The 21,092-nt window shown below is 58.7% G+C and carries 17 protein-coding genes and 1 pseudogene; 11 read left to right on the plus strand and 7 right to left on the minus strand.

Annotated elements, in window-relative coordinates; translation table 11 throughout:
* Positions 1–4 precede the first annotated feature (4 nt).
* Positions 5–766: an SDR family oxidoreductase gene (locus tag ACKUG4_RS02385; RefSeq protein WP_445433326.1), complete on the plus strand. Its 762-nt coding sequence runs from the start codon at positions 5–7 to the stop codon at positions 764–766.
* A gap of 37 nt (positions 767–803) precedes the next feature.
* Here the strand turns inward: ACKUG4_RS02385 and ACKUG4_RS02390 are convergent, their stop codons facing one another.
* Positions 804–1,772, minus strand: a complete 969-nt coding sequence (locus ACKUG4_RS02390) for an AraC family transcriptional regulator (protein ID WP_085646525.1) — start codon at positions 1,770–1,772, stop codon at positions 804–806.
* A 101-nt stretch (positions 1,773–1,873) separates the two neighbouring features.
* Here ACKUG4_RS02390 and ACKUG4_RS02395 point away from each other — a divergent pair, with 101 nt between their 5' ends.
* The 6 genes from ACKUG4_RS02395 (at position 1,874) to ACKUG4_RS02420 (ending at position 8,869) form a co-directional block, all read left to right on the plus strand.
* Complete coding sequence (locus tag ACKUG4_RS02395) at positions 1,874–3,124, plus strand: MFS transporter (RefSeq protein WP_445433327.1); 1,251 nt, start codon at positions 1,874–1,876, stop codon at positions 3,122–3,124.
* Positions 3,125–3,729: 605 nt separating this feature from the next.
* Positions 3,730–4,884, plus strand: a complete 1,155-nt coding sequence (locus ACKUG4_RS02400) for an aldo/keto reductase (protein ID WP_445433328.1) — start codon at positions 3,730–3,732, stop codon at positions 4,882–4,884.
* 118 nt (positions 4,885–5,002) lie between these two features.
* Positions 5,003–6,136 carry an NADH-dependent flavin oxidoreductase gene (locus ACKUG4_RS02405; RefSeq protein WP_445433329.1) on the plus strand — a complete coding sequence of 378 codons (1,134 nt, stop codon included), beginning with the start codon at positions 5,003–5,005 and terminating at the stop codon, positions 6,134–6,136.
* A gap of 277 nt (positions 6,137–6,413) precedes the next feature.
* Positions 6,414–7,160, plus strand: a complete 747-nt coding sequence (locus tag ACKUG4_RS02410) for a YkgJ family cysteine cluster protein (RefSeq protein ID WP_445433330.1) — start codon at positions 6,414–6,416, stop codon at positions 7,158–7,160.
* A gap of 397 nt (positions 7,161–7,557) precedes the next feature.
* Complete coding sequence (locus tag ACKUG4_RS02415) at positions 7,558–7,902, plus strand: antibiotic biosynthesis monooxygenase (protein WP_445433331.1); 345 nt, start codon at positions 7,558–7,560, stop codon at positions 7,900–7,902.
* An 88-nt stretch (positions 7,903–7,990) separates the two neighbouring features.
* Positions 7,991–8,869, plus strand: coding sequence for an AraC family transcriptional regulator (locus ACKUG4_RS02420; RefSeq protein ID WP_064600813.1), 879 nt, complete (start codon positions 7,991–7,993; stop codon positions 8,867–8,869).
* Positions 8,870–8,964: 95 nt separating this feature from the next.
* Here ACKUG4_RS02420 and tatA read toward each other — a convergent pair whose 3' ends face one another.
* The 5 genes from tatA to ACKUG4_RS02445 form a co-directional block, all read right to left on the minus strand.
* Positions 8,965–9,195: a twin-arginine translocase TatA/TatE family subunit gene (tatA, locus tag ACKUG4_RS02425; protein ID WP_445433332.1), complete on the minus strand. Its 231-nt coding sequence runs from the start codon at positions 9,193–9,195 to the stop codon at positions 8,965–8,967.
* Between the two features lie 99 nt (positions 9,196–9,294).
* Complete coding sequence (locus ACKUG4_RS02430) at positions 9,295–11,535, minus strand: xanthine dehydrogenase family protein molybdopterin-binding subunit (RefSeq protein WP_445433333.1); 2,241 nt, start codon at positions 11,533–11,535, stop codon at positions 9,295–9,297.
* 12 nt (positions 11,536–11,547) lie between these two features.
* A complete protein-coding gene (locus tag ACKUG4_RS02435; protein ID WP_445433334.1) occupies positions 11,548–12,021 on the minus strand; it encodes a (2Fe-2S)-binding protein in 474 nt (157 codons plus the stop codon).
* Between the two features lie 105 nt (positions 12,022–12,126).
* Positions 12,127–12,510, minus strand: a complete 384-nt coding sequence (locus ACKUG4_RS02440; protein ID WP_064596500.1) for a putative quinol monooxygenase — start codon at positions 12,508–12,510, stop codon at positions 12,127–12,129.
* Between the two features lie 154 nt (positions 12,511–12,664).
* The gene (locus ACKUG4_RS02445) at positions 12,665–13,579 is read right to left on the minus strand and encodes a LysR family transcriptional regulator (RefSeq protein WP_039768298.1); all 915 of its coding nucleotides are present in this window, start codon (positions 13,577–13,579) and stop codon (positions 12,665–12,667) included.
* A gap of 270 nt (positions 13,580–13,849) precedes the next feature.
* Here ACKUG4_RS02445 and ACKUG4_RS02450 point away from each other — a divergent pair, with 270 nt between their 5' ends.
* The 4 genes and pseudogenes from ACKUG4_RS02450 (at position 13,850) to pgm (ending at position 20,075) form a co-directional block, all read left to right on the plus strand.
* Positions 13,850–14,872 carry a zinc-dependent alcohol dehydrogenase family protein gene (locus ACKUG4_RS02450; RefSeq protein WP_064381679.1) on the plus strand — a complete coding sequence of 341 codons (1,023 nt, stop codon included), beginning with the start codon at positions 13,850–13,852 and terminating at the stop codon, positions 14,870–14,872.
* A 544-nt stretch (positions 14,873–15,416) separates the two neighbouring features.
* A pseudogene (locus ACKUG4_RS02455) lies at positions 15,417–16,872 on the plus strand (hypothetical protein).
* Positions 16,873–16,921: 49 nt separating this feature from the next.
* Complete coding sequence (locus ACKUG4_RS02460; RefSeq protein ID WP_085610258.1) at positions 16,922–18,352, plus strand: aminotransferase-like domain-containing protein; 1,431 nt, start codon at positions 16,922–16,924, stop codon at positions 18,350–18,352.
* 76 nt (positions 18,353–18,428) lie between these two features.
* A complete protein-coding gene (pgm, locus tag ACKUG4_RS02465) occupies positions 18,429–20,075 on the plus strand; it encodes a phosphoglucomutase (alpha-D-glucose-1,6-bisphosphate-dependent) (RefSeq protein ID WP_445433335.1) in 1,647 nt (548 codons plus the stop codon).
* Between the two features lie 61 nt (positions 20,076–20,136).
* On the opposite strand, the gene ACKUG4_RS02470 is transcribed toward pgm, so the two are convergent.
* A complete protein-coding gene (locus ACKUG4_RS02470; protein ID WP_064381673.1) occupies positions 20,137–20,832 on the minus strand; it encodes a pirin family protein in 696 nt (231 codons plus the stop codon).
* Between the last annotated feature and the right edge of the window lie 260 nt (positions 20,833–21,092).

The following is a 21,092-nucleotide window of genomic DNA, read 5'->3' on the forward strand; positions in this document are numbered from 1 at the left end:
TTTCATGGTTAACGTCTCGCAGGCTCCGCTGATTCTGATTACCGGTGGCAGTCGTGGAGTAGGCGCCGCCACCGCCCGACTCGCTGCTGCCCAAGGCTACGATGTTGCGATCAGTTACGTTGCCAATGAGTCCGCCGCGCTGGCGGTGGCGGCGGATATCGAAGCGATGGGGCGCAAGGCGTTGGCGATTCGCGCCGACAGTGCCGACCCCGAGCAGGTCGCGGGGCTTTTTACCGCGATCGACCGCACGTTCGGGCGCATCGATGTCCTGGTCAATAACGCTGGCGTGCTGGCGCAACAGTCACGCCTGGAAGACCTGGGCTTCGCGCGCATGCAACGCATCTTTGCGGTCAATGCTCTCGGGCCGATACTGTGCGCCCAACAGGCCGTGAAGCGCATGTCCCTGCGGCACGGCGGTGCGGGCGGCGTGGTGATCAATGTATCGTCGGCTTCGGCGCGTCTGGGCAGTCCGAATGAATATGTCGACTACGCAGCATCAAAGGGTGCGCTGGAAACGTTCACCATCGGGTTCGCCAAAGAGGTGGCCCGTGAGGGCATTCGCGTCAACTGTATCCGCCCGGGGCACATCTATACCGACATGCACGCCAGCGGCGGCGAGCCGGGGCGGGTCGATCGGGTCAAGGACTCGATCCCGATGGGGCGTGGCGGGCAGCCGGAAGAAGTGGCGCGGGCCATTTTGTGGCTGGCTGGTACAGAGGCATCATTTGTTACCGGTACATTCCTCGACGTAACGGGTGGTAAATGAGTCAGAGGCACGGATCGTCAACTCCTTGCGCTCGACTTCAAGTAACCGCGGGCCGCCTCACCTTGCGACTCAAGCCCGGTGTCCTGCCCGTAATGCGCTTGAATGCACGACTGAAAGCAGCCTGGGATGTATAACCCAAACGCTGCGCCACCTCTTCGATCGGCAGCCTCTCGAGCGTCAGCCACTGGCTTGCAAGCCGCATTCGCAGTTCGGTCACGTAGCGCAGCGGAGTCATGCCAATCGTGACCTGGAAGCGCTCCGCGAATACCGAGCGCGAGGTATTGCTGTGCTCTGCCAACTGCGCAACGGTCCAGTCGCGGCCCGGTTGTTGATGGAGCGCAAGCAGTGCACCGGCCAGGCGTGGATCGCGCAAGGCGGCGATCAGCCCCGAAGCATTGCCGCAGGCGCACTCCACCCAGCCGCGAACAACCATCGCGGCCACCACGTCGGCCAACCGCGCGAGGATGCCGGCAAAGCCCACGCGGGCGGCGCTGACCTCGCGCTCCATGGTGGTCAGGATCGGTACCAGCCCGGGATAACGCTGGCCACCGGCATCAATCAGCATCAGACCCGGCATCAGCCGGCCAAGGCCATGGATACTGCCCAGTTCAAACTCCATGCAACCGCTGAACAAAAGAGTGCTCGGCGTGGGGCTGGCATCGGCTCCGGTATCCACCGCGCTGACGGTGTCACCCAAGGTTTCGCCGTCTAGACCGTCGATGTCTTGAACAGGCGCGTCCGGATGGGAAAACAGTTGATGAGCCGCGCCATGGGAGATGAACACGGCGTTGCCGGCAGACAGCGCGTACCTGTTGCCGTCCTCCATTCGCAATTCCGCATTGCCGACGGCCATGAAGTGGAACCAGGCGTGCCCAGGTTTTTCCGCGAAGCTCAATCCGAACGTTGGACCCGCCTGGATACGCCGGTATTCAACGCCTCGCAGGCGCATGCCACGCAACAGCTCGTTGATGAGGTCCGAGGAAAGAGCAAACTGGTCTGCAGACATTGTTCAGGGGTTTTGATCAAAAAGTAGAGACTTTGGATCATAGATCATCCAGTTTTCAGCGCCTAGACTCGGCTCGCAATGAACATTGGGAGATCCGTGCGATGAATGACTGTGTATGTAACGCCGTATCCGACCGCCATTGCGGCGTCGGTGCGGATGTAGAGCCTGCGACGCCCGCGTGGATGGCCGTCTTCTCATTGGCAATGGGTGTGTTCGGGTTACTCACCGCTGAGTACCTTCCCGCGAGTTTGTTGACGCTGATGGCTACCGAACTGGGAGTGTCCGAAGCGCTGGCTGGCCAGGCGGTGACGGTAACAGCCGTGGTGGCGCTGTTCGCTGGCTTGTTGGTGCCAGGTCTGACCCGCAGCATCGACCGACGTTGGGTGTTGCTGGGCTTTTCCACGTTGATGGTCGCCTCGAATCTGTTGGTCGCCGTTTCTTCCAGCTTCGTGGTGCTGTTGTTGATGCGCATCTTGCTGGGTATTGCCCTTGGCGGGTTCTGGAGCATGGCGGCAGCGGTAGCGATGCGCCTGGTGCCGAATGCTCTGTTGCCTCGGGCGTTGTCGATCATTTTCAGCGGCATAGCCATAGGGACGGTCGTGGCAGTGCCGCTGGGCAGTTATCTGGGCGGATTATATGGCTGGCGCAGCGCGTTCTTTGCAGCGGCGGCGGTAGGCACGGTGACTCTGGCTTTCCAGTCTCTCACTCTGCCGCGCCTCGCGCCGCGCCGGCCGGCAAGACTGCGCACCGTTCTGGAGGTATTGCTGCGCCCGGGCATCGCCATGGGCATGTTCGGTTGTGTACTGGTGCACAGCGGGCACTTTGCGATGTTCACTTATGTTCGGCCATTCCTTGAAGGGACTACCGGCATCGGCCCGCAAGGGTTGTCGCTGATGCTGCTGGGGTTCGGTGTGGCGAACTTCGTCGGCACGTTGTTAGCCGGGAGGCTGCTGGAGCGCTACCCGCTGGCCACTCTGGTGTTGATGCCCGCGCTGGTCGGCGTCGCAGCACTGTCGTTGGTGCTGTTGCCGGCGTCGGTGCCGGGGCAGGCGGTATTGCTGGCGATCTGGGGTCTGGCCTTTGGTGGTGTGCCGGTGGCGTGGTCGAACTGGGTCGCCAATGCGGTACCTGATCAGGCGGAAAGCGCCGGAGGCATGGTGGTGGCCTCTGTGCAATCCGCTATCGCAACAGGCGCGGCCGCTGGCGGTGCGGTATTCAGCCTCGGTGGCAGCGCAGGCGTATTCGTCGCAGCGGCCGCGCTGATGCTACTGGCCGCGTTGCTGATTGCGCTGCGGGTCCGCGTCCCTTCTGGCCATGACGTTCGCCAGACCAAACCCGCGTTGCACCTTTGATCCGGCTTGCACGCTACAGCCTTGGGTACTGGTAGCGGGTGGGCTGTAATCGCGAGGTGCACTGGAAGTGACTGGATTTCCAGGGTCCATGAAAAGCCAGAAATGATCAGATGAACAGCCCGCCCGGCGAAACCTAGAGACTGTCAGGGTCGCCAAAAAACATTCTGACTGGGCTCTAGGGCGGTGGTTTCAGGTTTTAAAAAACTAGTGATGCCCCCATTTTTGCCCCCAATGAAACGGAAGGCCTGCGCGGCCTCGGGAAGCAGCTCGGCCCTTGGCCTGATTACCCTGGCCTGCTGATCGGTTTCTGGGTCGCGGGCCATGTCTCTGATTACTACGCCACCCCTGCGGGGCACCAGTGGCAGAGCATCTGGTTGTTCCCGGCGTTCTTGTCCCAGGGTACGGACTCCCCTCTGTAAACGACCGCGCGGTCCGCTGACTGTCTGAAATGCTCAGAAGAATCCTTGGAATAGGCAGTGATGCCGACAAAACGGGCAAATGATCCCGGCAGGTGCGCCGCATACTGAAACCAGGATTCACCCGGGGTATCGACGGGTTTAACCAACGTCTATCCCATGGCAGCAATTTACAGACAGGACCCGATCATGCAGCAGGATAATAGAGGCACATCAGAAAACGCATTCCAGGATCATCCAGGCTTCAGTCGCCGTGACGTTTTGATTGGCGGGGCGGTCGTTGGGGCCGGTTTGAGTGTTGCTCCGCTGTCCTGGGCAGCCTCGCCGGATAGCGCAAAAGTGAGCGGGGCGCGCGTCACAAACACGCGCAAGCTGGGTTTGCTGGAAGTCTCGGAACTCGGTGTCGGGTGCATGAACATCAGCGCCAATTACGGCGAACCGGCAGGCAAGGAGCAGGGCATCAAGGTCATCCGCACGGCTCATGAACAGGGCGTCACTTTTTTTGATACGGCCGAAGTGTATGGACCGTACACCAATGAAGAATTGGTAGGTGAAGCGCTTTCCCCGTTTCGCAACGAGGTTGTCGTCGCGTCAAAATTCGGTTTCGACATGGATGCCGGCGGCGCCCTCAATAGCCGCCCGGAACATATCAGGAAGGTGCTTGAGGGCTCGCTGAAGCGGCTGCGTACCGACCGTATCGATCTCTACTATCAACACCGAGTCGATCCAAACGTACCGATAGAGGATGTTGCGGGTACGGTCCAGGACCTTATAAAAGAGGGCAAGGTGTTGCACTTCGGTCTCTCGGAGGCAAGTGCAAGCACCATTCGCCGAGCGCATGCCGTTCAGCGTGTGACTGCGGTCCAAACCGAATACTCCGTCATGGAGAGAAGCGTCGAGCACAACGGAGTCCTTGATACCTGTGAACAACTGGGTATCGGTTTCGTGTGCTGGGGCCCGCTGGGTATGGGCTATTTACCCGGTACGCTGAATGGCAGTACGAGGTTCGACGCCGACACCGATCTGCGTTCAGGGTTTGACCGATTCACGCCCGAGAACCTGGAAGCAAACGAGCCAATCGTTGCTTTGCTCAGGCTGTTCGCAATGGAAAAGCATGCCACTCCCGCTCAGATAGCGTTGGCATGGTTGCTTGCGCAGAAACCCTGGATCGTCCCGATTCCAGGCACACGCAAGCTTAATCACCTCCAAGAGAACCTGGCATCCGTCAACGTGAGGCTGACGGCCGCCGAACTGGTGGAAATGGATGCTGCTCTGGCAAAGCTGACGGTGCACGGTGGTCGAATGAGCCCAATGCATATGCGTGCCGTCGACGTCACCCAGTGACCTTCAGAAGGTGAAAGCCGCTGAAGGCGTCCATTAGCGATTTTCCTCCAGCCGGAGCGTTTTGGTGCGGTGTGGAGAAGGGCGTCATTGATCACCCCGTTTTTTATCAGGTACTCAAATGAATCAGGTTACGCGTAAGGTGTTCGAGCCGTTTGTGTTCGACAACGGAATCAAGTTGCGCAATCGCGTGGCGATGGCCCCCATGACAACGTGGGCCGGCAACACGGACGGTACTGTTTCCGACGAGGAAATTGCTTACTACCAGCGTCGGGTAAACGGTGTTGGTCTGGTGATCACCGGTTGCACGCACGTACTCGCCAACGGTATTGGATTCACTGACGAATTTGCAGCGTTCGACGATACATTCGTTCCCAGTCTCAAGCGATTGGCAAAGGCCGCGAAGAGCGGTGGTGCAACGGCAGTGCTGCAGTTGTTCCACGCGGGTAACAAGGCCGTTATGGAGTTGGTGCCGGACGTTGTCAGCGCCAGTGCAGTGAGTATTGACGCAGGACCGTTCAGCGTTCCCGCTACCCCGCGCGCAATGACCCGGGAAGAAATTCACGACGTTATCCTGGCGTTTGGTGAGGCGACGCGTCGTGCCATCGAGGCAGGATTTGATGGTATAGAACTGCATGGCGCCCATGGATTTCTGATCCAGAATTTTTTCTCTCCGAAGTTCAACCAGCGCGATGACGAGTGGGGCGGCTCACTCGAGAACCGTCTGCGTTTTCCATTGGCGGTTGTGCATGAGGTTCATCGAGTCATCAAGGCACACGCTGATCGACCGTTCCTGTTCGGCTATCGCATTTCGCCAGATGAATCTGGCGAAAATGGATTGCGCATCGACGACACCTGCGTGCTTGTCGATGGACTGATCGAAAGCGGTATCGACTATCTCCACGTCTCCCTGGGAAGCGTGCTGGAAACGGTACCTGTCGACGGACAGGGTGATCAGACCACGGCGAAGGTGATACTGGATCATGTCGACGGACGCATCCCGGTGATTGCCGCCGGGCAGATCAAGACGCCCCGCCAAGCCGAGGAAGCGCTTGAGCTCGGCCTGTCGCTCGTCGCGGTTGGACAGGGCCTTGTCATAAATCCTGACTGGGTGGAACTGGCAGAAAAAGGCCACGACGATCAGATTCAAACGGCGCTTAACCCGGCACGTGTTTCGCAGATCGCAATTCCGCCAAAACTGTGGAGTGTAATCGAGGCCACCACGGGCTGGTTCAAACTCCAGGGCACACCGTAACGTAGATTTGGCCGTGGTGCGCAACTGCGAACCTCGGTCAGCGTGCCTCAGCCACATCAATATCAGTGGGGAGGCCCAGACCACTCGACGAGTAGCTCCCGCCGCTCCTCAATCTCCCGCATTTGAGATCGCTTGAATCGAGCAAAGATGCCACTCGATCGAGCAAACGCAACCGCGCTGCATTTCACATACTCCCAAGGTGCCTCAAGACCTGCCTGTGCTGTGGGCAGGTGGCGGGTGTTTCTGTGGAAAGTCGAACTTACAGGCGAGTAGGGATATGCAAAACAACAGCATCCGGTTTGCGTGCAATGGCTGCGGGATCTGCTGCAAGGGGCGGTTGGTTCCACTGACTTTGAACGAGACAAGGCAGTGGCTGGAAAGAGGTCATGAGGTCGCGATCATACTGGAGGCATTTGAACAGTCCTTCTGGACTGCTGGGCCGCAACAGTTTGCCCACGCCGCAGGACGCGCAGTCGAGGTGCCTTGCGGTAATTCTCATGTGCGGGCCATTGCAGTGTTTGCGGGTAATGCGCTGGTGCAATGCCCAAGCCTCGGCGATGACGGTCGTTGCGGCATCTATGAAGAGCGGCCGCTGGTGTGTCGTATATATCCGGCGGAGATCAATCCGTTCATTGCGCTTGATCCGGAACACAAGATTTGCCCGCCCGAAGTCTGGGAGGAGGGTGAAGTGTTGTTTACAGATCGAATCGTTGATCCGGTTCTTGCTGATCAGATTGAACGCTCCCGCCAGGCTGACAGAGAGGATGCGCAGGCAAAAATTGCGCTTTGTGAAACCTTGGGGCTGAACGTGGCTGCATGGAAAGGAAATGCGCTGGCGGTGTACTTGCCAGATCGCCTGAAGCTCGCCGAGGCGATTGCCCGCTACGATACTGGAAAAGTGGGGCATGCTCGTTCCAACTGGAAAGTCCGCGTCGATGCTCCGGCGTTGCGCGAGCAGCTTCACCAGGTGGGCTTGGCGTTTGATGACCAACTGCCCACTGACTACATTTTTCATGCGCTGTAGGTGTCAGGCGTTCTGATTGATTCGGGCAGCTTTCATTTCTGAAGTATATTGAAATAACTAGGCCTGCGGGGTTGATGTTGCTTGATAAGCGTTGAATCAGGCAATCAATCGCCTTGATCGGGCAAGAAGCGAGGTTCGTTGGCGCAGCATACTGAGGTCATGCTGATCAACGATGAAGGACCTCAAATGGCCTCTCTTCTGGCTCCCTGCATATTAAAGGACGCCTGGACCTGGTTGGTTTCGCTCGAACCTTGCCGGCAAATCCTCGCTGGTCATTCCAGGCAGTGCTCGATCCGGACATTGCAGGCCCCGCGCGGCGTATTCAACCGCTTGTTCACATGGGCATGAAAACTGGAAGTGCACGTCGGCCGTACGATAACTTTTTTGGAGAGCCTTCATGACCTGGTCAAGACGAAACTGCGGGTTCAGTCACTTCGTTGAGTTTACCGTCGACCCTATCCACATGCCGGAACTGGTGGCGTCGTTGATGAACCGTATTGAACGCTTTACCTGCTCATGTCCAGGGTTCATCAGAGCGTGCGTGCAAGTGAGTGACGAAGGCGATCACGCGCTCATGCAGCTTCTCTGGTCCTCCAGGGAACACGCGGAGCAAGCGCTGGAGAGGGCGCAGCGCCTGGAGCTCGATCTGTTTCACATGGCGGGCCAACCGTCGGCTAAAGCGCTGCTCTTCAGCTCCTTCAATGTCGTCGCGCAGATGCAAGCGCAGCACTTGTCGACGTGAGGATGAGTAATGGCTTGAACCGTGCCCATCTCTAAGTCTGGTTTTTTTGGAGTTGAATGTGAATAGCGATGTGTCTAACGACCAAATCATGACTGATATCACGCGTCTCGCTAAATCGGTCAGTCAGTTGGTTCCTGGCGATGGTGACCGCATTACCGACATTCCCGGTCTGAGCCTGCATCGGCGTAAAGCCGTTACGGCGCCCATGCACTGTATCTACGGCCTGGGAATTGGCGTGACCTTGCAAGGCGGCAAGCAGGTGATCGTCGGCAGTGAGGTGCTCCCCTATACGCCCGGCGAGTCGATGGTGACCAGTGTCGATCTCCCGGTCACTTCCCATGTCACTCAAGCCAGCGCGCTCAAGCCATTCCTCGGCATGATGCTGGCTCTCGACAGTACCACCGTGACGCAGGTCGCCGAGCGCATGCGGTTGTCGCAACGTATGCGAGATGACGCGTTTCGTCCCGTGACCGTACAGCCTTTGGATGTGGGGGTGCTGGATGCGCTGAGGCGCTTGGTGGACCTGCTCAAAGAACCCCACTGGATTGAGACCCTCGCGCCGCTGATCAAGGAAGAGATCATTGCCCGGCTGTTAAACGGAACCCATGGGCCGCAGTTGCTGCATGTCATTGCCGCCGGTTCACCCAGCCAGCAAATTGCCAAGACATTAGCCTGGCTCAAAGTTAATTTTCGTCAGGCGTTGCGCATGGATGATCTAGCGGTACAAGCGCATATGAGCCCTTCCACGTTTCGCCAACACTTTCGGGCCGTGACCGGGATGAGCCCGCTGCAATATCAGAAGCAGTTGCGGCTACAGGCAGCTCGACAGTTGATGCTCAGCCAGAATATCGATGCAAGCAGTGCGGGCGGGCTAGTGGGGTATGAAAGCTCATCGCAGTTCAGCCGCGAATACAGTCGTTTGTTTGGTGAGCCACCTCAGCGCGATATCAAACGGATTCGCATGTGACGTTAATGGTTGGTTGTGGGATGAGCCTGCAACAGAGACCTTTGTGTTGTCCTGCCCGGCTCTCCCATATGAGACCACCGGCAGGTGCGTGACCGCTAATTTTTCTCGGCCTTTCCCGCCTCGAACCGGTGGATAGTATTGACGGTCGCTTGCACGGTAGAAGCCTGCTCGTCAGGTTTGTTTTCGTCCTCGCTCATGGCTTTGCGAAAGCCTTTGATTGTCTCCCCCATATCCGTGCCCAGGGTTTTCAGTTTTTTAGCGCCGAAGACCAAGACCACCACGACCAAAATGACGGCCCAGTGTTTCCAATCAAAAAATAGCCACATTGATTTCCTGGCGAGATTTAACGCTGATTGCGGGTAGTCAGCGCCTGGCGATCATGGTGTAACAGCACACCATCATAGCCAGGCACTTGCTTCGTCGATTTATGCGAGTTTGAAGGGCAACTGACGTATTGGCTTACCCGTCAAACTGGCTATGGCGTTTGCAAAAGCGGGAGCCAGCGCTGGCAGGCCGGGCTCACCCATCCCGGTGGGGGGCTCTGCGCTTGGCACTACATGAACCGCGAACTCGGGCATGTCGGTGATGCGCGGGACGCTGAAGTCAGCAAAGTTGCTTTGTTGCACTACGCCTTCTTTCAGGGTGATGGCACCGCCCGGCAGGCACATCGACAACCCCATAAGCGCAGCGCCTTGCACCTGGGCTTCAACGCTGCGTGGGTTGACGACCAAATTGCAGTGGACGCCAGCAGTCACATGGTGCAGCACCGGGCGGCCGTCTTGCACTGAGGCTTCGACGACATAAGCGACTACCGAACTGAACGATTCGTGTACGGCCACCCCCCAGGCACGGCCGGCAGGCAGCTGGCGTTTGCCATATTCGCTTTTGTCCACCGCCAGTTGCAGTGCGGCCCGATGGCGCGGACTTTGGTCGGCAAATAGCTTCATCCTGTAATCTACTGGATCCTGCTTAGTTTTTCGGGCGATCTCGTCGATCAGCGTCTCCATCACAAAGGCCGTATGGGTCGACCCCACGCTGCGCCACCACAACACGGGTACGTTCAGTTCCGGATGATGAACCGTCAGGCGCATCGGCACCGGATAAGGGTCGCGCATCCCCTCTGTCGCGGTGGGATCGATACCGTTCTTCACTTGCCCGCCGAACACGGTACCAACGAGGATGGATTGCCCGATCAGGGCGTGATCCCAAGCCAACACCTTACCGCTGTCGTCAAAACCGATGCGCGCCTGGTGCAGATACACGGGGCGGTAGTAGCCACCTTTGATGTCGTCTTCACGGCTCCAGAGGGTGCGGACAGGAACGGTCAGTCCGGCGACACGCGCAGCTTTGGCCACCTCGCAAGCCAGCACAATGAAATCACTGCTCGGCACGCCGCGCCGGCCAAAGCCACCGCCAGCCGTTTGCACGTTGATCTGTATTTGTTCTGGCTTAAGATTCAGCACCTTTGCGGCAGCTGTACTGTCGCCGCCAGGGAACTGAGTGCCAACCCATAGCTGTGCGCGCCCCTCAGAAATCTGGACGGTGCAGTTCAACGGCTCCATGGGGGCGTGGGCGAGGTAGGGGAATACGAACTCTGCATCCAATTGATGCGGCGCCGAAGCAAGTGGCGTCATGTCGGCATCAAATTGGCGTGGGCCGGGCTGGCGAACCAGTTCCCGGTACTGAGCCAATTGTTTTTCGCTGTCCACTTTTTCTACGGTGGTCGAGTTCCATTCCACCTTCAGCGCATCACGAGCCAGCTTTGCCTGCCAATACCCGTCCGCAACCACCGCAACACCTTCGGCGCCGCGGTCCAGCGGCACGCGCAATACCGCTTTTACGCCTTTAATGGCACGGGCTGCGCTGTCATCCAGGGACGCGATTTTTGCACCGAACACCGGTGGGCGGGCAACGACGGCAGTGAGCTGTCCGGGCAAGTGCATATCTATGCCGAAATCCTGCTGCCCACTGCTCTTGGCCTTGGCATCGATGCGCGTAGTGGCCTGGCCAATGATGCGGAAATCCCCGGGATCCTTGAGCGTGACCTTGTCGGGCACGGGCAACGCCATCGCAGCCTCTGCAAGTTCCCCATAGCTCGCTTTATGGCCGGCAGGGCCGAACACCATGCCCGCTTTCGTGGTCAGGCTCGCCACGTCCACGTTCCAACGCGCTGCCGCTGCCGAGAGCAGCATGGCCCGAGCGCGGGCACCCAGCTCGCGGTACTGTGTAAAGCTGTTCTTGATCGAATTGGAGCCGCCAGTAAGGTGTATGCCGAAGAGCGGGTCCTGGTAGGCATTGTTGTTACTGCCGTTGCGGCTGCGCACAAGGCTCCAGTCGGCATCGAGCTCCTCAGCGAGAATCATCGGCAGTCCGGTCTGAACACCCTGACCGAACTCCAGCCGGTTGATCGTCACCGTGACTTCTCCGTTGGACGCGATCTGCACGAATGCAGAGGGCTGCTGACTCGGTTTGAGCGGCGCAACGTCACCGCCGGTGGCCTCCTGCGCCAGCGCCAGGTGAGGAAATGCACCCAGAGCCAGCCCGCCAATGCCGACGATCTTGAGGAAGTCGCGGCGTGGGAGTGTGAAGGAGCCGCGGGCTTGATCGCGTTCGAGCAGATGTTGCAGGGCACGGGGGAGCTCTGTAGTAAAGATGTCGTTCAGCATGGTGAGCTCCGGTCAGGCAAGGACTTTGGCGGCGTCCGCCACCGCCGCGCGAATACGGGCGTAGGTACCGCAGCGGCAAATATTGCCCGCCATGGCTGAATCGATCTCGGCAGCGGTGGGTTGCTTGCCTTTGGGTTGGGCCTTTAGAAAAGCCGTCGCGCTCATGATTTGACCGCTCTGGCAGTAGCCACATTGCGCCACGTCATGCTTGACCCAAGCCTCATGCACGGCAGTACCGATCGGGTCGCTGCCATTTGTCGCGGCTTCGATGGTGGTGATCTTGCGACCTTCGGCCGCGGCTATTGGCGTCACACATGATCGAATGGCCTGACCATCCAGGTGAACAGTGCAGGCGCCGCACAGCGCCGCGCCGCAGCCAAACTTAGTGCCGGTCATCCCCAGGGTGTCACGCAGGGTCCAGAGAATGGGGGTGCTGGGATCTACGTCAACCGTGTATTCACGGCCATTGATGGTGAGGACGCTCATGATAGCTCTCCGGAATGTGTGAGCAGCAATTTGCTCTCAATAACGGCTGACTATAGAGCTGTGCCTTCGGGCTTGATTGCACAATCCGAGCAAATAATTGCCCAATCATTGACCTTGCTGAGCGCTGAGTTGCACCGGGTCGGTTTCTATAAGCGTTCTGGAAACGATCATCGACTTTGTCGTATTCACGTATTTCTGAAAATGGGCAGAGGCGATGTGGCTTTTGTAGGCGGCTTCGTTTGCATAGATTTCGAAGAAGTGAAGGCGGTTCGGGTGGTCCTTTTCCGCCACCGAATAAATCGCGAGCACGCCTGGCTCAAGGCGAACAGAGTCAGCCATTTCCTCCTTGACCGCCGTTTGGTAAGCCGCCAATTGAGCAGGGTCTATCACGAGTTGTGCAATCCGCACGACTTTTGCGGTCGGTTCCGCGGCCAACACCGAACCTACCCAAATGCATCCAAATACACCAGCTATACGCAAGACCGACATGTGCAGTTATTCCAGATAGTGGGGCATCCTTTTCGCACCATCCAATGCATGCCCTCAGATGTGTCCCCAATGTAGCAATCCACTGGAAGTGAACGGATCTACATGGCCTAGGAAAAGCGAGAAATGATCAGATGAACAGCCCGCCCGGCGAAACCTAGAGACTGTCAGGGTCGCCAAAAAACATCTGAATCCGCGACCGTAACCAGCGCTCACCCGGATCGTTGTCCTGCGACCCACGCCAGGCCATGTGCAGTTCAAACGTGCGCGTCGGCAACGGTGGATCTTCCGCGCGAAGACCACCAGCCGCCGTCAGTGCTTCCGCTGTGTAATCGGGGACGGTCGCGACGATGTCGGTGCCCGCCAGCAGCGTACCCAATCCGTTGAACTGCGGCACGGCTAGTACCACATGCCGTTTACGCCCGAGTTTTTCCAGCTCTTCATCGACGAAACCACTGAGGTCGCCGGCAAACGACACCAGCGCATGCGGGCGGGCGCAGTAATCGTCCAGGCTCAGCGGCCCCGGCACGGTATCGGCGCGCAGCAACTTGGGAGCGCTGCGGCGCAGAACCTTGCGTTTGGCGTTGGCCGGCAGGTCGGTGGTGTAGCTGACGCCGATTGAGATTTCGCCGGAGGCGAGCAGGCCGGGCATCAGGATGTAGTTGACGCGACGCACCACCAGCACGATGCCGGGCGCCTCGGCGCGCAGGCGCTTGAGCAGCATCGGCAGCAATGCGAATTCCACGTCGTCCGACAGGCCGATGCGGAATACCGAAGTGCTGGTGGCCGGGTCGAATTCCGCTGCACGGCTGACGGCGGTGGAAATCGAGTCCAGGGCCGGGGAGAGCAGGGCGAAGATTTCCACCGCGCGGGCGGAAGGTTCCATGCTGCGTCCGGTGCGCACGAACAAAGGATCGTCGAACAGGCCGCGCAGGCGCGATAGCGCCGCGCTGATCGCCGGCTGTCCGAGGAACAGCTTTTCCGCCGCACGGGTCACGCTGCGCTCATGCATCAGCGTTTCGAACACGATCAACAGGTTGAGGTCGACACGACGCAGGTCATTACGATTCATCTGGAGTCCTGGCAGAGTCATCAAGCTTGACGAGAGCGACCATATGAGAACAATGGCCGGCATGAATCTTACGGGGAAAGGCTGGTACTCTGCACCGGGTAATTCAGCTTTACTGAGAAGGCGGCAGCAGATTTTTCATGGATTTTTTCAATGCTGGCCATGCTGCGGAATCAATGACAGGCATGTCGACTATTAATAGCCACTGATAGTCTTGGCTGGAAAGCCCAGATAGAGTTCAGGGCATTAGAGGTTACTTTGACGAGGTTTGCGATGTCCCGCACGATCCGTTTTCACAAGTTTGGTCCGGCCGAGGTGCTCAAATGCGAAGAGCATGCGGCTGCTCAGCCAGGTCCTGGCGAAGTGCAGGTGCGTGTCGAGGCAATCGGCATCAGCTGGTATGACACGCTGTGGCGCCAGAATCTGGCGTCGTCCCAGGCGCGTCTGCCTTCAGGCCTGGGTCATGAAATGGCTGGCGTGGTCACGGCCATCGGCGACGGCGTCGAAGATCTGGCCGTGGGCGACAAGGTGGCCAGCTTCCCGGCCGAGAGCCCCAATGATTATCCGGTCTACGGCGAACTGATCGTTCTGCCGCGCACCGCGCTGACCCGTTATCCGGACGTGCTCAGCCCGATTGAAGCCAGCGTGCATTACACGCCGCTGTTGATCGCCTATTTCGGTTACGTCGATCTGGCACGGGTCAAACCCGGACAGTTCGCCCTGGTGACCGACGCCAGTCACTGTGCCGGGCCGTCCTTCGTCCAGTTGGGCAAGGCGCTGGGTGTGCGGGTGATTGCCGCTACCAAAACGGCGGAAGAGCGCGAGTACCTGCTGTCGCTCGGTGCCGAGAAAGTGATCGTCACGGAAGAAGAAGATCTGTTGATGCGAATCAACAAGATCACCGACAACCGGGGTGTCGACGTGGTGTTCGACGGACTCGGCGGGCCACAGATGTCGCTGCTCGGTGATGTGCTGGCGCCCCGAGGAAGCCTGGTGCTGTACGGCTTGCAGGGCGGCAACCAGACGCCGTTCCCGGCCTGTGCGGCGTTCCAGAAGAACATTCAGTTCTTCGTGCACTGCATCGGCAACTTCACCGGCAAGCCAGAGCTGGGCATCATCCAGGACCACGTCGCCTTGCAACGTGCCTTGCGTGATATCAACCAGCTCACCGCCGACCGTGTGCTGCTTCCGCTCAAGACCCGGGTGTTTCCGTTCAACGAGTTTGTCGAAGCTCACCGCTACATGGACGAGTGCCCATGCCGCGAGCGGGTTGCCCTGCAAATCGAAACTGCCTGACCTTCCAATTAGAGTCCGTGGCCCCACGGACTCTTGTGCGTTTTTTCCTTCAGACATCGAGAAACCCTGGGCCAGACGCCTGGGGCTGTTCAGCAACTGAACTGGTTTTTGCTCTCGATCTGTATCTTCTAATTGCCCTTAAGACCCTGATAATTGAATGACTACTTTCATCTCAAGGAATGAGCTATGTCTGTGCATTCTATTTGCTCCGTGCAATATCAATCAGCTGTTTATCATCGCGCCTCAAACTTTTGTTTAATGTTTGTAGGGGCGCTATGTAATCCCTTCTTTTTTTCTTGTGCTCATCGTGCGCAGGGGCTTGTAAGAAGTTTCCTAGGAAAACTCACTTTCTCGAAGAGCCCAGCTACGACGGGGCTTTCGGTCATGCTGCTCGCAAATCCGAGACGCCGCGCGCTCAACTGTTTCAAATAACTACGAAAACTTAAGTGTTAGCATTTCAGCGTCTATTAATTAATGAAGAATGATTGTGCGTTCGCCATTCGTGGCCGCGCGATATAAACCTTTGATACCGGGTGAAGTACTGATGAGCACGATCCATGATCAGGCAATGAATTATGTCTACCAGCAAGTATTGCAACGCCTGCTGAGTTTCTTTTCACGTGCCGAACGCACGGCATTGCAGCTGTTGATCCAGCGCCTGGCGGTTGCTGCGGGGGGGGATGGAGCGCATCGGTGAATTCAAGGTATTGGTGACTCAATCCGGTACCCGTGATTGCTGTTACAGCCTGGCCCTGTTACGCGCCGCCCAGTTGAGCATCGCCGGCCGTGCGCCCGCCACATTTCAGTTGCGGGTCGCCACCGTGCGTTGCAATGGCGTACCGGATTCCGCACTGCACAACATGCATCGCAGCTTCAGTGCTCTGTTCCTGCATGACGACCCAAGGGTCGAGCTTCTGATGGTGGATCATCGCGAGATCCTGCCTTTCAACCATCTGGCGCCTGTCAGCGATGAGGGGCGAGAGGCCGGCAGACTCAATCTGCTGATGGTGGGTCATCGTCGTGGACGGGATGAGGAGCTGACACTGTGGGACGACCTGTATCTGACCACTGCCGAGTTCTATGGCCAGGTTGCCCGCTGGAACAACGGTGTCGACGCCTTGATCAGCAGCGACAACGCGCGTCGTCAGGAGCAGTTTATCGACGGTCTCGACCGGGCGGTGCGCAAGGCCGGCATTGGCGAGCTGGTGCGAAGGGGAGTGGGGTTCGATGAACTGTTCGGATTGCTCGACAGCATCGGTGGCGATTGTTATCGCGAGCTCTATTCCGAGGAAGACCGGGTGCCATGGCGGCCGCTGGGTGAGTTCGAGGCCTGTCGCCGCACCAGCTATATCGGCATCGACGATATGGTGGTCGGCAAGATGGAGGAGCGCTGGCCTTTGCTCAGCGATTTTCTTGGGTTCCAAGCCGATGAACTGATGTTTGAAGCGCGTGCCGGTGAATGTAACGACCCCTTGCTCGGTGCCTACCTGAAGGGGCTGCAAGCCAGTTACTTGGAAGGCCGCAGTTACGAGGCCGGTGTATCGGACTATCTGCAGCAATGCCTGGCGATGATGCGCCGCCGGAACACGCCTGAACAGGTTTGCGAACGCTTCATATCCCGGTTCGGCAATCTCTCCGATCTGGACGGCCAGCGGTCGCTGGCTGCGGCGGCGCTGCAAAAGAATTTCGGCCTCAACGAGGCGCAGGTGGTTTGTCTGTTGTTCGCGCCCTTTATCGATGCCGGCGCCGGCCTTGAACGATTCTTGCGCACTTGCCATCCGGGCATGCTGGTCGCCATGCCCGATCTGCACCGTGCCATGCAGGGCCTGCACGCGCCAGAGCAGGTTCTGCAATGGATGACCGATGTCAGCGGTTTACCCCTGCGACTGATCTGTCGGTTATATGCAATGGATGCAATCCGGATGGGTGAGCCTTTCGCCAAAACGCAGGAATTGCCCGAGCACGAGGTCACAGCGAGTGATCGTTCGGCGGAAGGTTGAATGTGATCTTGCTGCCCGGCCACGGGGAAGTATCTACGGGCACCGGCTCATGAATGAGTCGCAAACCTCCGATTTTGCCTATCAGGCGGTCTACCGCTACCTGACCCAACTGATCAGCGAACCGGGCAATCAGGGAGCCATTCGATTGCCATCGTTGAGGCAATTGGCCGAACGGTTGAACGTATCGATCTCGACCGTTCAGTACGCCTACGCGCTGCTGGAGAGAGAAGGCCGGGTCTACTCCGTGGCCAAGTCCGGATACTTTGCACAGGCGACATCGACGGTCATGCCGCCAGGACGCGGCAGTGATTTGCTGGAAACGGTCTACGTCAATGCCAGATGCGCTGGCATGCAGGTACTGAGTGCCGATGAGCCGGCGTTGGTTCAGCCCCTGGATCGTCCCTTGCTGACGCTCGAGCGAGAGCTGCTGCGTCAGTATCCCCAGCACTTGCAGACGCCCGCCCAGCCTTGCGGCGAATTGGAGCTGCGCACGTTGCTGGCGGCCCGCTACACCTCGTCGGCGACACATTGCTGGCACGCCGAAGATGTCTATATCGGTGCCGATCTGAGAGGGGTGCTGGAAATCCTGATCGCAGTTCTCGGGCTGCGCCACTCAACCGTAGTCGTCGAGTCGCCGTGTGACTGGATGATCCTGCGCTTGCTTGAGTCTGCCGAAGTCCGGGTCATTGAACTGCCGATTCAGCCAGACGGGGCGCTCGATCTGCAGACACTGCAGAGGCTGCTCGAAACCGAGCGGGTGCGGCTGATCCTGTTGTCCTCGAAACTGAACATGCCCCACGGCAGCCGTCACCCTCCGGACAGTCGCCAGGCCGTCGCACAACTTCTCGCGAATCATGGCACCTGGGTTTTGGAGAACGATTGTCATGGCGAGTTGCTGGACGACGATGACGGTGAGCCACTGCGCGAGCTGGTGGATCCCGACCGGCTGTTGATCTTTTCCATGTTCGAAAAAATCATCGGGGTTGAAGCCCCCTATGGGTTTGTCCTGTCGCGACAATGGCGCGCCGATTTGCAGCGTCACTTCCTGTTGCGTTCGTTTCGCCTTTCACCGATCCGGCAGAAGGCCATCGCCCGACTCTATGGAAGCGGGCGGGTCGACCAGCACTTGCCGGTGCTCAAGCGCATACTCAGGGAGCGTCGGACGCGATGGATCGAGCTGATACATGAACGCCTCGGCGACGTTGTGCAGATCATCGAACCCCGGGGCGGTGCAACGATCTGGCTGCATTCTGCGCGCCCGATCACCATGGATGCCGTGTTTCAGCGGTTACTTAAACAACACGTGCTGATTGCACCCGGAGAGCTGTTCAGCCTCCAGGGGCTGCACGCGCAGAACCTGCGTCTGAGTGTGACCGGCAGCGCCGAACTCGAGTTGTTAAGACTTGTCGGATTGCTTGGGGATGCGTTACGACTGGCTCCGCGGGCGGATGTTCGAAAACACCCGGCCTGTGTGCAATAGACCCCATCGCACTCCGGACAAACTGCCAGTAAACTCCCTTGTAATTTCTTGAACCACTCTATTTCAGAGGTTTTGCATGACACTCAGTCCTTTTGCGGGCAAACCGGCACCGGCAGAACTGTTGGTCGACATCCCGCGACTGGTTACGGCGTATTACACCGGTCAACCCGACGCCTCGGTTTCCACCCAGCGCGTGGCGTTCGGCACCTCCGGGCACCGGGGCAGTTCCTTTGATTTGAGTTTCAACGAGTGGCACGTTCTGGCCATCAGCCAGGCGATCTGCCTGTATCGCGAAGCCCAGGGCATCACCGGGCCGCTGTTCGTCGGCATCGACACGCATGCGCTGTCGACCCCGGCCGGGGCGAGCGCCCTGGAAGTACTGGCGGCAAACGGCGTGACCGTAATGATCGCCGAAGGTGATGAATACACGCCGACCCCGGCGGTTTCTCACGCCATTCTTTGCTACAACCGTGGTCGCACCACCGGCCTGGCCGACGGCATCGTCATCACCCCGTCGCACAATCCGCCTCAAAGCGGTGGCTACAAGTACAACCCAACCAACGGCGGCCCGGCCGATACCCACATCACCAAGTGGATCGAAGCCAAGGCCAACGAACTGCTGGCCAATAAACTGGCAGGCGTCAAACGCATCAGCTACGAGCAGGCGCTCAAAGCCAGCACCACCCATCGCCACGACTACGTGAACACCTACGTGGCCGATCTGATCAACGTCATCGACTTTGATGCCATTCGCGGCGCCAAACTGCGCTTGGGCGTCGATCCGCTGGGCGGAGCAGGGGTGCGCTACTGGTCGGCGATTGCCGAGCACTATCGTCTGGACCTGGATGTGGTGAACAAGGAAGTCGATTCGACGTTCCGTTTCATGACCGTCGACTGGGACGGGCAAATCCGCATGGACCCATCGTCCAGCCATGCCATGCAAGGTCTGATCGGTCTGAAAGAGCGCTTTGACGTGGCCTTCGCCTGCGACCCGGATCACGACCGTCACGGCATTGTCACTCCGTCCGGCGGCCTGCTGGCACCGAACAACTACCTGGCGGTGTCGATTGACTACCTGTTCCAGAACCGTCCGCAATGGCGTGCCGACGCGGCCGTGGGTAAAACCGTGGTCAGCAGCGGCCTGATCGATCGCGTGACCAAGCGTCTGGGCCGTCGCCTGTACGAAGTGCCGGTCGGTTTCAAATGGTTCGCTGACGGTCTGTTCGACGGTTCGCTGGGGTTTGGCGGCGAAGAAAGCGCTGGCGCCTCGTTCCTGCGCAAGGACGGCGGTGTCTGGAGCACCGACAAGGACGGTCTGATTCCAGCCCTGTTGGCTGCTGAAATGACCGCCCGTACCAGCCGCGACCCAAGCCAGGCCTACCGTGCGCTGACCGACGAGCTGGGCGAACCGTTCTCGGTGCGAGTCGATGCCAAGGCCAATCCGGAACAGAAAGCGCTGCTGAGCAAACTGTCGCCGGAGCAGGTCACCTCGACCGAACTGGCGGGCGAGAAGATCCAGAGCATTCTCAGCAAGGCTCCGGGTAACGATCAGGCCATCGGAGGCCTGAAAGTGATGACCGAAAACGGCTGGTTTGCCGCACGTCCGTCGGGCACTGAAGATATCTACAAGATCTACGCCGAAAGCTTCATCGGCGACGACCACCTCAAGCAGTTGGTGGCTGAAGCGCAAACTCTGGTAGACGGTGCGATCAGCACCCAGTAAATCCAGATAACGGAAAAGGGCGACCCTGAGGTCGCCCTTTTTTGTGCCCGCGATTCGCCGTTCAGGCCAGATCCACCAACACGATCTCGCTGTCTTCCAGCGCCGTGACGGTCAGCACTTGTTCATCAGCCACCGCCACACCGTCTCGAGCTTGTGCGCGCAAGCCGTTGACTTCAATGACGCCCGTCGCCGGAACCAGATACGCGCGACGTCCTGCATCGAGGCGATATTCAGCAGTTTCCCCGGCCTTGATATTGGCCGCCACCAGGCGTGCGTCGGCGCGGATGCGCAGGCTCTGATCGTCGCCAGTCTTGCCGCTGGCGAGGGTTACGAAACCTTCGCGGTCGCCTTTCGGGAACGGTTTGGCGCCCCATGACGGTGGTGCGCCGGTTTCGGTCGGCAGAATCCAGATCTGGAAGATCTTGGTGTCCGTGGCTTCCAGATTGTATTCGCTGTGGGCGATCCCGGTGCCGGCGCTCATCACTTGCACGTCGCCAGCCTCGGTGCGGCCCTTGTTGCCCAGGTTGTCCTGGTGGGTGATCGCACCTTCACGCACGTAAGTGATGATTTCCATGTCGCGGTGCGGGTGAGTAGGGAAGCCTGTGCCGGCGGCAATGATGTCGTCGTTCCATACACGCAGGTTGCCCCAGCTCATGCGTTGTGGATCGTAGTACTCGGCGAACGAAAAATGGTGATGGGCATCCAACCAGCCGTGATGGGCGCCGCCCAGCGAGCTGAAAGGTCTGAGTTCAAGCATGATCGTCTCCTCAAAAGGTTCGTCATGGGGCGTGATGCCTGAGCCACGAAGCGAGACCGGTGATTGATGGCAGCCATCATCTATCAGTCAATCATCGAGAAAAAGCGTAAAAAGTGCGGCATTCCAATCGAACAAATTGATATTTAAAAAGCTCGAAACCGTCTCATCTCACCTTCAATTGATCAGCTAAGCCAATGACCTGTAAGCATTTCGCTAGAACAAAAAAGCAAATGCAGACACCATAGTCTTCAACAGCCTCA

It is taken from the genome of Candidatus Pseudomonas auctus, assembly GCF_048654275.1.
Taxonomy (GTDB): Bacteria; Pseudomonadota; Gammaproteobacteria; order Pseudomonadales; family Pseudomonadaceae; genus Aquipseudomonas; species Aquipseudomonas pharyngis.

Excerpts from the sequence above, each read along its gene's own strand:
- ACKUG4_RS02400 (WP_445433328.1), top strand. The coding sequence starts at position 3,730 with ATGCAGCAGGATAATAGAGGCACATCAGAAAACGCATTCCAGGATCAT.
- ACKUG4_RS02395 (WP_445433327.1), top strand. The coding sequence starts at position 1,874 with ATGAATGACTGTGTATGTAACGCCGTATCCGACCGCCATTGCGGCGTC.
- ACKUG4_RS02420 (WP_064600813.1), top strand. The coding sequence starts at position 7,991 with ATGACTGATATCACGCGTCTCGCTAAATCGGTCAGTCAGTTGGTTCCT.
- ACKUG4_RS02460 (WP_085610258.1), top strand. The coding sequence starts at position 16,922 with ATGAATGAGTCGCAAACCTCCGATTTTGCCTATCAGGCGGTCTACCGC.
- ACKUG4_RS02470 (WP_064381673.1), bottom strand. The coding sequence starts at position 20,832 with ATGCTTGAACTCAGACCTTTCAGCTCGCTGGGCGGCGCCCATCACGGC.
- ACKUG4_RS02450 (WP_064381679.1), top strand. The coding sequence starts at position 13,850 with ATGTCCCGCACGATCCGTTTTCACAAGTTTGGTCCGGCCGAGGTGCTC.
- ACKUG4_RS02410 (WP_445433330.1), top strand. The coding sequence starts at position 6,414 with ATGCAAAACAACAGCATCCGGTTTGCGTGCAATGGCTGCGGGATCTGC.
- ACKUG4_RS02445 (WP_039768298.1), bottom strand. The coding sequence starts at position 13,579 with ATGAATCGTAATGACCTGCGTCGTGTCGACCTCAACCTGTTGATCGTG.
- ACKUG4_RS02415 (WP_445433331.1), top strand. The coding sequence starts at position 7,558 with ATGACCTGGTCAAGACGAAACTGCGGGTTCAGTCACTTCGTTGAGTTT.
- ACKUG4_RS02385 (WP_445433326.1), top strand. The coding sequence starts at position 5 with ATGGTTAACGTCTCGCAGGCTCCGCTGATTCTGATTACCGGTGGCAGT.
- ACKUG4_RS02435 (WP_445433334.1), bottom strand. The coding sequence starts at position 12,021 with ATGAGCGTCCTCACCATCAATGGCCGTGAATACACGGTTGACGTAGAT.
- ACKUG4_RS02440 (WP_064596500.1), bottom strand. The coding sequence starts at position 12,510 with ATGTCGGTCTTGCGTATAGCTGGTGTATTTGGATGCATTTGGGTAGGT.
- ACKUG4_RS02430 (WP_445433333.1), bottom strand. The coding sequence starts at position 11,535 with ATGCTGAACGACATCTTTACTACAGAGCTCCCCCGTGCCCTGCAACAT.
- pgm (WP_445433335.1), top strand. The coding sequence starts at position 18,429 with ATGACACTCAGTCCTTTTGCGGGCAAACCGGCACCGGCAGAACTGTTG.
- ACKUG4_RS02405 (WP_445433329.1), top strand. The coding sequence starts at position 5,003 with ATGAATCAGGTTACGCGTAAGGTGTTCGAGCCGTTTGTGTTCGACAAC.
- ACKUG4_RS02390 (WP_085646525.1), bottom strand. The coding sequence starts at position 1,772 with ATGTCTGCAGACCAGTTTGCTCTTTCCTCGGACCTCATCAACGAGCTG.
- tatA (WP_445433332.1), bottom strand. The coding sequence starts at position 9,195 with ATGTGGCTATTTTTTGATTGGAAACACTGGGCCGTCATTTTGGTCGTG.